The organism is Avibacterium volantium (genome assembly GCF_049366555.1).
Lineage (GTDB): Bacteria > Pseudomonadota > Gammaproteobacteria > Enterobacterales > Pasteurellaceae > Avibacterium > Avibacterium volantium_A.
The window spans coordinates 13,243-28,199 of record NZ_JBMMGT010000009.1 but is presented as its reverse complement, the minus strand read 5'-3'; the positions used below and the strand labels follow the sequence as shown (position 1 = coordinate 28,199).

15 protein-coding genes are annotated in these 14,957 nt (G+C 41.7%); 7 read left to right on the top strand and 8 right to left on the bottom strand.

Translation table 11 applies throughout. The features are described 5' to 3' along the window. Positions 1 to 16: 16 nt before the first annotated feature. Positions 17 to 871 carry a formate transporter FocA gene (focA, locus tag ACLS0A_RS04150; RefSeq protein ID WP_416082520.1) on the bottom strand — a complete coding sequence of 285 codons (855 nt, stop codon included), beginning with the start codon at positions 869 to 871 and terminating at the stop codon, positions 17 to 19. 314 nt (positions 872 to 1,185) lie between these two features. Here focA and hinT point away from each other — a divergent pair, with 314 nt between their 5' ends. From hinT to rlmC, 4 genes are read left to right on the top strand one after another with little or no spacing between them, the layout of a single operon-like run. After that, positions 1,186 to 1,536: a purine nucleoside phosphoramidase gene (gene hinT, locus ACLS0A_RS04145; protein ID WP_103854702.1), complete on the top strand. Its 351-nt coding sequence runs from the start codon at positions 1,186 to 1,188 to the stop codon at positions 1,534 to 1,536. Beyond that, entirely contained in the window at positions 1,536 to 1,904 is a 369-nt protein-coding gene (locus ACLS0A_RS04140) for a YcfL family protein (RefSeq protein ID WP_416082519.1), read from the top strand. The genes hinT and ACLS0A_RS04140 overlap by 1 nt, the downstream gene beginning before the upstream one ends. An 8-nt stretch (positions 1,905 to 1,912) precedes the next feature. Beyond that, entirely contained in the window at positions 1,913 to 2,956 is a 1,044-nt protein-coding gene (gene nagZ, locus ACLS0A_RS04135) for a beta-N-acetylhexosaminidase (protein WP_416082518.1), read from the top strand. 9 nt (positions 2,957 to 2,965) lie between these two features. Continuing rightward, entirely contained in the window at positions 2,966 to 4,135 is a 1,170-nt protein-coding gene (rlmC, locus tag ACLS0A_RS04130) for a 23S rRNA (uracil(747)-C(5))-methyltransferase RlmC (protein WP_416082560.1), read from the top strand. 21 nt (positions 4,136 to 4,156) lie between these two features. Here the strand turns inward: rlmC and ACLS0A_RS04125 are convergent, their stop codons facing one another. Together ACLS0A_RS04125 and argE are read right to left on the bottom strand one after the other, a co-directional pair. Next, entirely contained in the window at positions 4,157 to 4,396 is a 240-nt protein-coding gene (locus ACLS0A_RS04125; RefSeq protein ID WP_416080513.1) for a YgjV family protein, read from the bottom strand. A gap of 109 nt (positions 4,397 to 4,505) precedes the next feature. Then, on the bottom strand, positions 4,506 to 5,648 hold the full coding sequence (argE, locus tag ACLS0A_RS04120; RefSeq protein WP_416082517.1) for an acetylornithine deacetylase: 1,143 nt from the start codon (positions 5,646 to 5,648) through the stop codon (positions 4,506 to 4,508). 101 nt (positions 5,649 to 5,749) lie between these two features. Here argE and argC point away from each other — a divergent pair, with 101 nt between their 5' ends. The 3 genes from argC (at position 5,750) to argH (ending at position 9,001) form a co-directional block, all read left to right on the top strand. Beyond that, positions 5,750 to 6,757 (top strand): N-acetyl-gamma-glutamyl-phosphate reductase, encoded by a 1,008-nt coding sequence (argC, locus tag ACLS0A_RS04115; protein WP_416082516.1) that lies wholly within the window; start codon positions 5,750 to 5,752, stop codon positions 6,755 to 6,757. A gap of 12 nt (positions 6,758 to 6,769) precedes the next feature. Next, positions 6,770 to 7,543: an acetylglutamate kinase gene (argB, locus tag ACLS0A_RS04110; RefSeq protein WP_416082515.1), complete on the top strand. Its 774-nt coding sequence runs from the start codon at positions 6,770 to 6,772 to the stop codon at positions 7,541 to 7,543. A gap of 84 nt (positions 7,544 to 7,627) precedes the next feature. Beyond that, positions 7,628 to 9,001 carry an argininosuccinate lyase gene (argH, locus tag ACLS0A_RS04105; protein ID WP_416082514.1) on the top strand — a complete coding sequence of 458 codons (1,374 nt, stop codon included), beginning with the start codon at positions 7,628 to 7,630 and terminating at the stop codon, positions 8,999 to 9,001. A 56-nt stretch (positions 9,002 to 9,057) separates the two neighbouring features. On the opposite strand, the gene ispD is transcribed toward argH, so the two are convergent. The 5 genes from ispD to ACLS0A_RS04080 form a co-directional block, all read right to left on the bottom strand. Then, complete coding sequence (gene ispD / locus ACLS0A_RS04100) at positions 9,058 to 9,759, bottom strand: 2-C-methyl-D-erythritol 4-phosphate cytidylyltransferase (RefSeq protein ID WP_416082513.1); 702 nt, start codon at positions 9,757 to 9,759, stop codon at positions 9,058 to 9,060. Positions 9,760 to 9,771: 12 nt separating this feature from the next. Continuing rightward, on the bottom strand, positions 9,772 to 10,050 hold the full coding sequence (gene ftsB, locus ACLS0A_RS04095; protein WP_416082512.1) for a cell division protein FtsB: 279 nt from the start codon (positions 10,048 to 10,050) through the stop codon (positions 9,772 to 9,774). 257 nt (positions 10,051 to 10,307) lie between these two features. After that, positions 10,308 to 11,453: an N-acetylneuraminate epimerase gene (locus tag ACLS0A_RS04090; RefSeq protein ID WP_416082511.1), complete on the bottom strand. Its 1,146-nt coding sequence runs from the start codon at positions 11,451 to 11,453 to the stop codon at positions 10,308 to 10,310. Positions 11,454 to 11,506: 53 nt separating this feature from the next. Then, on the bottom strand, positions 11,507 to 12,490 hold the full coding sequence (locus ACLS0A_RS04085; RefSeq protein ID WP_130231557.1) for a sialic acid TRAP transporter substrate-binding protein SiaP: 984 nt from the start codon (positions 12,488 to 12,490) through the stop codon (positions 11,507 to 11,509). Between the two features lie 385 nt (positions 12,491 to 12,875). Next, on the bottom strand, positions 12,876 to 14,723 hold the full coding sequence (locus tag ACLS0A_RS04080) for a TRAP transporter large permease subunit (protein WP_416082510.1): 1,848 nt from the start codon (positions 14,721 to 14,723) through the stop codon (positions 12,876 to 12,878). Positions 14,724 to 14,957: the final 234 nt, after the last annotated feature.

Genomic DNA, 14,957 nt, shown 5'->3' with positions numbered 1-14,957 from the left:
CCGCTCTTACGCCAAACTAATGTGAATGTGGTCTGTTAGTAAACCACTGCATTAATGCAATACATACCCCGCCACCAACGATATTACCAAGCGTAACAGGAATAAGATTTTTTACGACAAAATGATAAACATCTAAATCAGCAAATTGTGCAGCATTTAGCCCAAGTGATTGCCAAAACTCGGCTGAACTGCAATGGGCTGCAATGATCCCAAGGGGAATCATAAACATATTCGCCACACTATGCTCAAAGCCCGAAGAAACAAACAAGCCGATCGGTAAAATCATAATAAAGGCTTTGTCTGTTAAGGTTTTTCCTGCATAGCTCATCCACACCGCAATGCACACCATAATGTTACATAAAATGCCTAAGCTAAAGGCTTCAAACCAGCTATGATGAATCTTATGTTGGGCTGTTTTCAAAATCGTCAAGCCCCATTGTCCATTGGCCGCCATTGTTTGCCCAGCGAACCAAATTAAGCCTGCAATGATGATTGCGCCCACGAAATTACCTGCATAAACAGCAACCCAGTTGCGTAACATTTGAATGGTATTGATTCGTTGCCCTGCGCGCGCCACCAATGTCATTGTTGATGAAGTGAATAATTCAGATCCACAGACAACTACCATAATCACGCCCACAGAGAACACTAAACCGCCAACCAGTTTAGCCAATCCCCAAGACACATTCGCTAGCCCTGTTTGCGTGGTGGTATAAAAGACGAAAGCAAGCGCAATAAATGCCCCTGCTGAAATTGCGGAAAGAAAAGAATAGAATTGATTTTTCGTTGCTTTATATGTACCGACATCTTCGGCAAATTGAGCCATTTCTGTTGGCGTTGCCATAAAGCTGACTGAGTTTTCTTTTTTCATCACACACCCTACAAAAATTAACTGTGCCTATTCTAAGGTATAAACCTACAACTTAAAACTAAAAAAAATTTTATTTTTTATAAAATTTGTTCAAAATCAAATTTGTTTACATTTATGTAACATATTGAAATAAAAAATAAGTTTTGCATTAACATAAATTTAACAAATGGATTGCAAATTGCTATTTGGGGACTTTTCTGATAAAAATAACCGCACTTAATTTATCGCAAAATAGCAATTAATGAGCGAATAAAAAGTGAGCGATAAAGATTGTATTTACCTCTAAATATCCCTTTAAAATATAAGGACTTCCTATGGCAGAAGAAACCATTTTCAGCAAAATTATTCGTAAAGAAATCCCAGCAAATATCGTTTATCAAGATGAATTAGTCACCGCATTTCGTGATATTTCACCGCAAGCGGCAACCCATATTTTGATTATTCCGAATAAACTGATCCCAACTGTGAATGAAGTTACTGAACAAGATGAAGTGGCGTTAGGGCGTTTATTTACTGTGGCGGCTAAGCTGGCTGAGCAAGAAGGCATTGCGCAAGATGGCTATCGCCTTATCGTTAATTGCAACAAACACGGTGGACAAGAAGTGTATCATTTACATATGCACTTGCTTGGTGGTGAACCTTTAGGAAAAATGTTGGCAAAATAATGAAAAAACTGTTTTTTCTGTGCGGATTAAGCCTATTGCTTGCGGCTTGTAGTTCCACTCCTTCGCAAAATATTGTGAGCGAAAATGAGCCTATTTTAAATGTAGAAGCCAATCTTGCGCCGTTGATTGAAACAAAATTACGCAGCAACAATGTTTGGTTGAAAAACAAAAGTCAGCAGCAGCTTGATGTGGCTTATTATTTCTTTTGGTATAACAAAAATGGCGTAACCCAAGGGGAAGAGCCGAATTTAAAGGCGCCCTCTAGTTTGCTGCTGCAACCAAGCCAACAAACCAACTTAACGCCTGTTCCACCAACAGAACAAAGCGTCAATTACCGTTTATATCTTCGTTTGAATAAATTGCAATAAGGATTTCAATGTCAGCGTTACTTATCGATCTTACTGGACAAGAAGTTAGCCAAGAAGAATTAGAATTGCTTGCGCATCCCTTAGTCGCTGGCGTAATTTTATTTACCCGCAACTTTTATGATCGTGAGCAAATTCAATATCTTGTCGCCACCTTACGGCAGAAAGTAAAGAAACCCTTATTGATTACCGTCGATCAAGAAGGCGGGCGCGTACAACGTTTTCGTGCAGGCTTTACTCAACTGCCCGCAATGCAAAGTTTCGCTAGCCTAATCGCTGATCCGCAACAGCAACAAGCAATGGCATTGCAAGCGGGCTGGCAAATGGCGGCAGAAATGATCGCGCTAGATATTGACTTGAGTTTTGCCCCCGTGCTGGATTTAGGCCATCAATGCCGTGCTATTGGTGATCGTAGTTTTCACGATGAAGCCGCACAAACCCTCGATCTCGCACGTCAATTTATTATTGGAATGAAGCAAGCAGGAATGGCTAGCACAGGCAAGCACTTCCCCGGACACGGCCACGTTCTGGCAGATTCTCACCTTGAAACGTCTTATGATGAACGCCCAAAAGCAGAGATTTTTAAGCAGGATATTGTGCCATTTCAACAACTGATTGCGGAAAATTATCTTGATGCCGTAATGCCTGCGCACGTAATTTATACCCAATGCGATCCGCAACCTGCTAGCGGCTCAGCTTACTGGCTACAACAAGTACTCCGCCAACAGCTTGGCTTTAAAGGGGCGATTTTCTCTGATGATTTAGGAATGAAAGGCGCAGGCTTTATGGGGGATTTTGTGGCGCGTTGTCAGCAATCGCTCAATGCAGGGTGCGATTTACTATTACTATGTAACGAACGTGAAGGTGTGATCCAAGTATTGGATCATTTCCAACCGCAAGAAACAGCTGAGCAATATGCTTTGCGCCAACAACGTTTGCAAGGTTTGTTTAAACGTAGCCAGTTAGATTGGAAAACCTTAGAAAAATCATCACGTTGGCAAGAAAATCAGCAAAAATTGACCGCACTTCAACAAACTTGGTTAGCGAGCGCCTAAATGTCAGCAATGCCAATTTGTCCACATTTTATAGCTGGAGAATGCCATTCTTGCCAATGGCTTGAAATGCCTTATGCAAAACAGCTTGATGAGAAAAAATCCCATTTAGTTCAACAACTTAATGGGCTTGATCAATCACAGCTTGAATGGTTGCCACCTTATACTTCTGCGCAACAAGGTTTTCGTAATAAAGCGAAAATGGTGGTGAGCGGTTCGGTGGAACGTCCGATTTTAGGCATTTTGACCGATCCCAATGATCCACAAAGTGCGGCGGATTTATCCGATTGTTTGCTCTACCCTGCACATTTCGCTGAGATTTTTGCCCAATTAAAAACCTTTATCGGGCGCGCGGGCTTAGTGCCTTATAATATCGCAAAACGCAAAGGTGAACTGAAATATATTTTGCTCACCGAAAGCCAAAGTAACGGCACATTAATGTTGCGTTTTGTGTTGCGATCTACCGCCAAACTGGCGCTTATTCAACGAGAACTCCCACAATTATTGGCGAACTTGCCACAAATAAAAGTGGTGAGCCTAAATATCCAACCGAAACACGCGGCAATTTTAGAGGGGGAAGAAGAAATTTTTCTCACGGAACAAAAACAGCTCGCTGAAAGTTTTAACCAAATTCCGTTATTTATTCGTCCGCAAGGCTTTTTCCAAACCAATCCAAAGGTGGCAGAAGGCTTATACGGCAGGGCACAGCAATGGATTAAAGATCTTCCCATTAGCAAAATCTGGGATCTGTTTTGCGGCGTTGGGGGCTTTGGCTTGCATTGTGCGGCGATCTTGCAACAAAAAGGCGTAAACGTGCAATTAACTGGCATTGAGATTTCCCCTTCTGCCATTGCTAGTGCTAGCTTGTCAGCAGAAAAATTGGGCTTAGCAGAGGTGAAGTTTCAATCCTTAGATGCAGCAAATTTCGCCTTAGCACAAAATGAAAGACCAGATTTGCTGATCATCAATCCGCCACGCCGTGGCATCGGCAAAGAGTTGGCTCAATTTCTCAATAAATTACAACCGCACTTTATTTTATATTCCAGCTGCAATGCGGTTTCAATGGGCAAAGATTTACAAGAACTAGCCAACTACCAAGCACAAAAAATCCAACTTTTTGATATGTTTCCTAATACGGCGCATTATGAGGTGTTGGTGTTGTTAGAACGCTCAGGGGGATGATGAGCGTTCTTTCTCAAGTCCTTAGTGAGATTGAAGGTTTGTCGTGTTTTTACGATGTCTAATCAGTTGAATAACATTGATGATAACGATAAAACCGTCTAACAGCACTACCGGCAAGGCATTTGTGTAGATCGCATAAATGGTAACAAAAAAAGCACCTGTGGCATTTAACAAACGTAATTTTAATAGTGAGTTGGTCATAAATGAAAGTACCACTAATGCCGTGCCAAAATAGCCAAGAATATTCATTAATAAATCCATAAAATTTCCTTAAAAAGAATGGAAAAGAAAAAGGGGCGTATCTTAGCACAATGACGCAAAAAATACGGTGAAAAATCACCGCACTTTTTATTTTTAGCAAATCTCTGCGTTAGCAAAAATGCCCAATCAACTTACTCAACAGTTCGTGAGTAGGTTTGATAAATTCGGCGGAGAGATATTCATCAGGTTGGTGGGCTTGTTCGATTGAACCAGGACCTAGTACCAATGTTGGGCAAAGTTGTTGAATGAAAGGGGCTTCGGTGCAGTAGTTCACCGCTTCGCACTTTTCGCCAAGTAATTTTTCCACCACTTGGACAACTTGGGCGGAGTGTTCGCATTCATAACCTGGAGTGGGTTCGTGTAAGGCTTTGAGTGAAATAAGATCGCCCCATTTTTCAAACATTGGGCGCAACTTTTCTTGTAGCATTTCATTGAGATCTTCTAAGCGCATTTGTGGCAATGGGCGAATGTCAAAATGCAGTTCGCAGCACGCACAAATACGGTTTACCGCATCGCCGCCGTGGATTGCGCCAAAATTCATTGTCGGATAAGGAATAGCAAAGGCGGAATGATGATATTTTTCCTTTAACTCATTACGCATTTCCATCAAATAACCGGTGGCTTCGTGTATTAATTCAATGGCATTGATGCCTTTGTCAGGATCACTGGAATGCCCTGTTTTCCCCATAATTCGCACCGCTTGCCCGATATGCCCTTTATGCGCGCGTACGGGTTTTAAGGAAGTTGGCTCGCCGATAATGGCACAATCTGGACGGATATGGCTGTGCTGGCTGAAAGTTCGTGCGCCCAAAAGTGTGGTTTCTTCATCGGCGGTAGCAAGAATGCGTAAGGGTTTGCTTAATTTGCTTAGATCAATATGGCGCAAGGTTTCTAGCACAAACGCAAAGAACCCTTTCATATCCGCGGTGCCTAAGCCGTAAAATTTGCCGTCTTTTTCGGTGAGTTTGAAAGGATCAAAATGCCAGCGCCCTTCATCGAAAGGCACGGTGTCCGTATGCCCTGCGAGCAATAATCCCCCTTCCCCTTCGCCATAAGTGGCTAATAAATTGAATTTATTTCGGCTGCCTTCCACAGGAATAATGTTGGTTGCAAAGCCTAGATCACCAAGCCAAGTGGCAAGCAATTCAATTAAGGCTTTATTCGATTGATCAAATTCTGCTTCTACGCTACTAATGGTGGGTAATGCGATAAGCTGAGAATACATTTCAAGGAAAGGCGGCAATTTTTTCATTAAGTTTATCCTGTATTAAATTAAAGGTTGATTTATGATTAATTATGCACAATAATAGCATAATTAATCAAGTGTTATATTTTTTATCTACAAGGTGTTCTATGCAAAAAGCCATTATTATTGGGGCAAGTGGTTATACAGGGGCTGAACTGGCTCGTATTCTAACCCTGCACCCTGCATTTCAGCTCAATGGATTATATGTTTCAGCGCAAAGCCAAGATGCGCATAAAGCTATTTCTGATATTTATCCGCAACTGAAGCAGGTTGTTGATTTACCGTTGCAACCTTTGGACGAAAATTTAACCGCACTTGCACAACAAAACGACCTGGTCTTTTTAGCCACCGCACACGAAGTTAGCCACGATCTTGCGCCAATTTTCTTGCAAAATCAATGTAAAGTGTTTGATTTATCTGGCGCATTTCGGGTAAATAATGCGGAATTTTATCCACAATATTATGGCTTTGAACATCGCTATCCTGAATTATTAGAAAAAGCGGTTTATGGTTTAGCGGAATGGAATGACAGTGCCATTGCACAAACGGATTTAGTAGCGGTAGCTGGTTGCTATCCAACGGTGTCGCAACTGAGTTTAAAACCGTTAATTAAAAATAATTTATTAGATCTCAATCAGTTACCTATTATTAATGCAGTCAGTGGGGTAAGCGGTGCAGGACGCAAAGCCTCGCTCACGAATAGTTTTTGCGAAGTCAGCCTGAATGCTTATGGCGTATTTAACCATCGTCATCAGCCTGAAATTGCCACCCATTTAGGCACAGAAGTGATTTTTACCCCGCACTTAGGTAATTTTAAACGGGGAATTTTATCCACCATTACCGCCAAATTGAAAGATGACGTGGGCGAACAGCAAATCCGTGAAGCCTATCAGCAATATTATGCGCATCGCCCTCTTGTGCGTGTCTATGAACAAGGCTTGCCAAGCATTAAAGCGGTGGAATTTACCCCTTATTGCGATATCGGTTTTGCAGTGAAAAATGGCTACATTATCATTGTCGGCGCAGAAGATAATCTACTTAAAGGCGCGGCAGCACAAGCGGTGCAATGTGCCAATATTCGTTATGGCTTTGCGGAAACCTTAGGATTAATTTAGTGGAAGAAAAGAATGAAACCTTTAGTAATTAAATTAGGCGGCGTGCTATTAGATACCCCGCAAGCAATGGAAAATCTGTTTACCGCACTGGCAAATTATCAGCAAAATTTCGACCGCCCTTTGCTTATCGTACACGGTGGCGGTTGCGTAGTGGACGAATTAATGCAGCGCCTTGCATTGCCTGTACAAAAGAAAAACGGCTTAAGAGTAACGCCCGCGGATCAAATTGATATTATCGTCGGTGTGCTGGCAGGCATTGCCAATAAAACCTTGGTGGCGCAAGCGGCAAAATTTAATCTCAACCCCGTGGGGCTTTGTTTAGCAGATGGCAAACTCACCAGCGCAAAAGCCTTTGATGAAGAGCTTGGCCACGTTGCCAATGTGAAGCCAAATAATCCAACGCTTTTGCATACTTTATTAAGTGAAGCCTTTTTACCCATTATTAGCTCCATTGCGGTGGACGATCAAGGGCGTTTAATGAACGTGAATGCGGATCAAGCGGCAACGGCAATTGCCGCATTAATTGGCGGCGATCTGGTGATGCTTTCTGATGTTGATGGTGTTTTAGATGCCAATAAACAGCGCCTGCCACAGCTTAATAGCGAACAAATTCAAAAACTTATTCAGCAAGGTGTGATTACAGATGGAATGATCGTGAAGGTCAATGCCGCCTTAGATGCAGCAAAAATGCTTAACACAGGTGTGGATATTGCCAACTGGAAATATCCAGAAAAATTGACCGCACTTTTTGCAGGTGAGATAATCGGCACCAGAATTTTACCGTAAACATAAAGCAATTTGGTATGGGCGAACATTTGGGTTCGCCTCTACATTTTTTAATCATAAAAATCAAAAAGATAAGGATAAACTATGGCACTTTGGGGTGGACGTTTCACACAAGCAGCAGATAAACGTTTTAAAGATTTCAACGATTCACTACGCTTTGACTATCGCCTTGCAGAACAGGATATTGAAGGCTCAATCGGCTGGTCAAAAGCCTTGGTCAGCGTTGGCGTGTTAAGCGCGCAAGAACAGCAACAATTAGAGCAAGCCTTAAACGAACTGCTGATTGAAGTGCGGTCAAATTTGCAAGGTATTTTGCAAGATGACGCTGAAGACATTCACAGCTGGGTGGAAAGTAAGCTCATCAACAAAGTGGGAAATCTGGGTAAAAAATTGCACACAGGGCGTAGCCGTAATGACCAAGTGGCGTTAGACATCAAAATGTGGTGCAAACAGCGTGTAACCGAGTTGCAATATTCCATTCGTGCCTTGCAGACCAAATTGGTGGAAACCGCAGAAAACAACCAACACGCCGTAATGCCGGGTTATACCCATTTGCAACGTGCGCAGCCCATCACGTTCGCCCATTGGTGTATGGCTTATGTGGAAATGCTTGAGCGTGATTATTCTCGCTTGGCAGATGCTTATCATCGAATGAATACTTGTCCTTTGGGGAGCGGTGCCTTAGCTGGCACGGCGTATGCGATCGATCGTGAGCAATTAGCACAAGATCTCGGCTTTGCAATGGCAACCCGTAACAGCTTAGACAGCGTTTCCGACCGCGATCACATTATCGAATTGCTTTCCTCCGCTTCGTTAAGTATGGCTCATCTTTCACGTTTTGCGGAAGATATGATCATCTTCAACAGCGGTGAAGCGGATTTCGTGGAGCTTTCTGACCGCGTTACTTCCGGTTCTTCCTTAATGCCACAGAAGAAAAATCCTGATGCTTGCGAACTCATTCGTGGTAAAGCAGGTCGCGTAATGGGCGCGCTAACTGGAATGTTGATGACGGTGAAAGGCTTGCCACTGGCTTATAACAAAGATATGCAAGAAGACAAAGAAGGCATTTTTGATGCTTTGGATACTTGGCAAGACTGTTTGGATATGGCGACTTTCGTGTTAGATGATATTAAAGTGAACGTTGAGCGCACCCGTGAAGCGGCACTAAAAGGCTACTCAAATGCCACCGAGTTAGCTGATTATTTAGTGGCAAAAGGCGTACCATTCCGCGATTCTCACCATATTGTGGGCGAAACAGTAGTATATGCCATCAGCGTACACAAAGGCTTAGAAGATCTGAGCTTAGAAGAGTTCCGCCAATTCAGTGATGTGATCAGCGATGATGTATATGAGATCCTATCGCTACAATCCTGCTTAGACAAACGCTGCGCCAAAGGTGGGGTGTCCCCATTACGCGTGGCAGAAGCCATTGCTGAAGCAAAAGAGCGGTTGAAATAATTTGAGTTTTTGAAATGAAGGGCAAAGGAAACGTTGCCCTTTCTTTTTGCTTATGATTAAGCAAGCGCTGTTCTCCGACTTAAATAAAACTCTGCCAACGCTAAATCTTCAGGACGGGTGATTTTGAGATTATCGCTTCTGCCTTCCACAAGATGAGGGTGAAAGCCCATTAACTCCATTGCAGAGGCTTCATCTGTGATGGTGAAATTGTTGGTTAAGGCTTGCTGTAAAGCGTGTTTTAGTGTTTGAGCGGGGAAAAATTGGGGCGTTTGAGCAAGCCAAAGTTGTGAGCGATCTTCTGTTTGTTGAATTTGTAAGCTTGAATTTGTACGTTTGATGGTATCCACCGCTGGAATGGCTAAAATTGCCCCATTGATGTCGTTGATTTGTAATAATTTATCGAGATCTTGATGAGCCAGGCAAGGGCGTGCTGCATCGTGTACCATAACCCAAGTATTCGCGTTGTTTTTAATTTGTTGTAAGCCGTTTAGCACAGATTCCGCCCGTGTTTTTCCCCCTTCAACAAGCTGAATTTTTGAATGATTGAGTAAGTCGATTTCCGCTAAATAAGGATCGCTGGAGGTTACCGCCACAATAATTTGGCTAATGGCAGGGTAGTGAATTAGCACTTCAAGGGTATGCTCAAGAATAGTTTTTCCCTGAATTTTTAAATATTGTTTCGGTTTATCCGCCTGCATACGGCTACCAATACCCGCTGCTGGGACAACGGCAATAATTTTACGAGGCGAATGTTTCATTATTGATGCTCTTTACTTATGTTCTTTCACAATGCGATAAAAAGTTTCGTTATTTTTTACCATTTCGTGTTGTAATCTGGCGCGCTCTTCAATGGCGTCCACCCCTTCTTTGAGATCTTTAATTTCTGCCGCAATCACTTGATTACGCTGGGAAAGTTTTTCATTTTCTTGTTGGCGAAGGGTGATTTCTTTTTCGGTGTTTTTGTAATCTAAATAACCGTTTTTGCCGACCCAAAAATCGTATTGAAAAAGTAGGGCAAAACCCGCCAAAATAAAAATTAATAAACGCATAAATTTTCTCGTCAATTAAAAATAGCGATAGTTTACCTTGAAATGAGTAACATTTGTAGTATAGTCGTTTGATTTCAAAATAATACTGCGTTACTTCGCCTTGCCGTACTAATTGTACTGTCTGCGGCTTGTTGCCTTGCCTTATTTTGAACTTAAACGACTATAAATGGATATTTTTAAGTGCGGTGTAATTTTGGCGAATTTTTATGAAAAAAGCCTCGTCAGACGAGGCTTTAGATTATGTTTATCGGTATGTTTTATTCAACAACCAGTTTTTTTCCGTCATAACTCATTATTTGAACTGCGGTGAGTGCTTTTCCTCCTTGACCTTCACCACCGATTAATAGCACTTTGTTATCATAGCTGACACTTACCCCATAACCAATCGGCTCTGGTAAGTTACCAATGATTTTCCAAGTGCCTTTCTTGGCATTGAGTGCGTAAATATCACTATGCCAAGTTTTTTTCAACCCACCAGTGCGATGTGCATCGGTGATACCATTTTGATAATTTGCTCGCGCCCCCGGGAAGTTTGCCCCACCGGTTACGATATAGTTACCGTAGGTGTAGCCCCCCATTGCGCCAGCAATACCTTCTTGTTGTTTTTGCCCTTTCGGTGTTGGTAAATCGCCTAATTTTTTCCAAGTAACTCCATTTTTACCGATTGTACCAAGTTCCGTGGTTTGGGTTCGCAATCCTGCTTTTACTTCTCCGTTTACAACAAGAAGTTTGTTATCCTTAATTGCTACAGCTGCCCCTGCTCGTCCTGAGTATGGGAAAATGCCTTCGTTACGCCACGTGTTGGTGGCTGGCTCATAGCTGACAATTTCTGGTGAGAAGAAGAAATCCTGTACGCGTAAATTGAAATAAGGATCAAAAATGGCTTTTTCTTTGTCTTTATCGCCACCTGCGGCTGCGATGTCTTGGAAAAGTCCGTTCCAAATTTCTTGGTTAATTCCGCCTACAAAATAAATTTTACCGTTGGTTTCTGCCACACTAGCTCCTACGGCTGAACGTGGTGAGCGAGTTTGCAATTTTGTCCAAGTGTTTGTTTTTGGATCATAGCGATAAGCATCATTGATGACTTGATTTTTCGCCACATCAGTATCTTGGAAACCGCCAAACACATAGAGCTTACCATCTACGCCAGCAGAAACCGGTTGATTACGTTTTCCACCTGGGAAAGCTGGCAGTTCTTGCCATTTAGCGTCTTTCTCTTTTAAATTAAGAGAATAAAATTTATCTCCACCCGTTCCTAAACCTACATAAACGGTATCGCCAATTAATGCCCCTGTTCCGCTTTTAATCCCTACAGGCAGATCAGGATATTGGCTTGATTGTGCAGCAAATGTTGTCATTGCAATGGCAGCAAATAATGCACTGTGTAATGCTGTTTTTTTCATATTGACCTCTTGTCGTTAAGGTTATTGCTTAATAGATTGAGTAAGCAAACCACTTATTTAGCTAACTCAGAGATTTCTTCTACAGCTTGTTTTCCAACTTCACCATTCTTTTTCAAGTATTCATCGTAATATGGTTGTAACGCTGCTTTGAACGGCGCAAGATCAGGTTTCGTTACGGTTACGCCTTTTTCTTGGAAGAAAGCGATTAACTCATTTTCGCCGTCCACAAATAATTTTGTGTGATAATCTGCGGCTTTAAGCGCAGCTTCTTTCACCACAGCTTTCAAATCATCTGGCAACTCATCAAGGGTTTCATTACTGATAACGTAAAGTTGGTCATTTAAAATGTGGTTGGTTAACGCTAAGTATTTTTGCACTTCATAGAATTTTTGCGCTTGAATGGTTGGTAAGGGGTTTTCTTGGCCATCTACCGCATTGGTTTGTAACGCAAGATACACTTCAGAAAATGCCATTGGTGTTGGGGTTGCACCGACATATTTAGCGAAAGCAAGGTTAGTCGCCGCATTCGGCACACGAAGTTTCAAGCCTTTCATATCCGCAATGCTGTTAATTGGGCGGTTTGAGGTGGTTTGGCGAGTACCGTTATAACCGATAGAAAGCACGCTCACACCTAACTCTTTATTGATTTTAGCGAATAAGTTTTTACCAAAGTTGGTTTCTAACACGGCTTTTTTCGCCACATCAAAATTTTTCAACATATAAGGCAGTGCAAACACTTCCGCTTCAGGATAGAAAATTTGGAAACGGGCAGATTCTGCAAGAGTGAAGTCTAATGCACCATCTTTAAGTTGCTTTAACATTACGCGGTCATCACCAAGTTGAGCGCTTGGGAAAATTGCAACTTCAATTTTACCTTGAGATTTATCTTTCACTTCTTTTGCGAAGAACTCAACGGCTTTGTATTCATTGGAGCTTGTACCAGCAACCATACCAAATTTTAAGTTATAGTCTGCGGCAAACACCGAGCTAGATAGACCTAAACATAATGTAGCAAGAGCAAGTTTGTTTAATTTCATTGCAATTCTCCTTTCATTGATTTGCAGAGTGAACAGAACATTTCAATCTAAATGGTTAGGGCATATTTCTCTTTGGGGATACGACAACGCCAAACAACGGAGGAAACGTCCTAATGGCTATATAATAAATGAAGTAATATTTCATTACTGAGAGCTGTATCACAAAATTGAAAAAAGATTGAAAAAACTTTTAAACGCATTTTTTCTTGAAATGACTTGGTTTTAAACGCATTAAGCATTTTTTGATATGAAATGATACTCCATTTTTTGCAAAAAGGATTTTTCTAAAAATCAAAGTGCGGTGCTTTTTTTCGGAATTTTTAGTGATAAATTGGCGATAAAAAAGCGGGTGAATTTTCACCCGCACTTTGGTTTTTCTTTTCTCTTATGGCATTAAGAGATTTGGTATAAAGGTAATAATTTGTGGGAAGATGGTGATAAGCACCAAGGTGGTAAACACAGGGATTAAGAACGGTAGCACCCCTTTGGTTACCGTACTCACTGGCATATTCCCTACACGGGCTACCACGAACAATGCCATTCCCATTGGTGGGGTTAAAATGCCCACCATCATATTTAATGTGGTCATCACGCCAAAGAAGACTAGATCAATACCAAAATGCACCGCGATTGGAATGAGCATTGGTAGCACTAAGAATTGTAGCGCAAGAGCATCAATAAACATTCCTAAGAATAAGAGCAGCAAGTTGATCATAATGAGCACCATTGTTGGTGTATCTGCCACGGCCATAAAGAGATCGGCAATGCGCATTGCCACTTGCTCACGTGCTATCATATCGCCGAAGAAGGTTACCGTCATCACCATTAGGGCGGTTACTCCGGTGATTGCCATTGCTTCCACACAGCTTTTGAATACCATTTTTAGCGTGAGTTCGCGGTACGCAAACATTCCAATAATAATGGAGTAGGCAGCAGCGATCACAGCAGCTTCTGTTGGGGTGAACAAGCCTGAGAAAATGCCGCCAATAATTAAAATTGGGGTGAGGATTGCCCAAATGGCTTTTTTGAATGCTTCACAACGCTGTTGTAGTGAGGCTTTTGGCGTTCTTGGATAATGACGTTTTTTCGCAATGGCATAGTTCATCGCCATTAATGCGATCGTGAGTAAAACCCCAGGTACAAAGCCTGCGACAAAGAGTTTGGCGATAGATTCATTGGCGATCACACCATAAATAATCATCGCAATACTTGGTGGCACAAGGGGACCAATAATACAAGATGCCGCCGTGATCCCTCCACAAATATCATCATCATAGCCCGCATCACGCATTGCTTTAATTTCAAGCTGACCTAAGCCACCAGCGTCTGCCAGTGCTGACCCCGACATTCCAGAGAAAATTAAACTTGCGCCGATATTAACGTGTCCCATACCGCCAGAATAATGCCCTAACAAGGCTTTGGCAAAGTTGAAAATCCGTTCGGTTATGCCACCTGTGTTCATCAAAATCCCCGTTAGAATAAAGAACGGCACGGAAAGCAGTGGGAAACTGTTTAGGCTATCAACTAATTTTGATGAAGCAGAATTGACCACATTCCAGCGAGTCATTGCGAAATATAAAATGGTAACGATAAATAGCGACCAGCCCACAGGTGTGCCAAGGAACATAATCACAAGCCACACAATTAAGCAGACATACACCGCATTGCTGCCAAGTTTGATGTAGTTGCTAATGCGCAAGGCTTTGAACCATTCTGGGTGGGTCATCAAAATTGCAAACAGAAGCAAAGCGAAAATAATGTAGAAAGTGGCAGGCAAATAGCTCAATTGATTTTTGTAATTTTCACTTTGCGCTTGCAGAAAGCGAACAAACACTAAAATTGAAATGAATGGCAAAGGCGCATAAAGCCATTTTTCCGAAATCTGCAAGGATACAATTTCAAAGCTGGCATCTAAAAAGACTTTGAAACCTAAATAGATAAACAAGAAAATACAAGCAAAGATAATCAGTTGAACAAAAGAGTTGATGGCTTTCCGCACCTTCTCATGCATTAAATTTGTGAGAAAGTCGATGTAAACGTGTTGTTGCGAACGCGTTGCCATACTAACGCCAAACATCGCGACATAAACAAAGAGTAAGCGAGCCAGCTCTTCACTCCAGATAAATGGAGAATCAAAAACTTGGCGAGCGATAATTTGGGCAAGAAGAATGATAAAAATGACAAGGAATAAAACGCCGCCCACCCATTCTTCTAATTTATTGAAATATTTCATAGGAACTCCAAAGATGTTCAACTAAATAGTGCGATACTTATCTATAATGAAATGCGAAACAGATTTGCCTTGTAATGCTTTCATTCTCAAATTTTAATGAAGTAATATTTCAAGAAAATCCTAATTTTGGTTTGAGAAGAGAGATGTAGCATTTTCAGCAAAAAATGTATTTCCCTTTAAAAATACAAGGTGGCTGGAGTTTTTTCAAATTGTTTATGAAATTTTACTCCAATT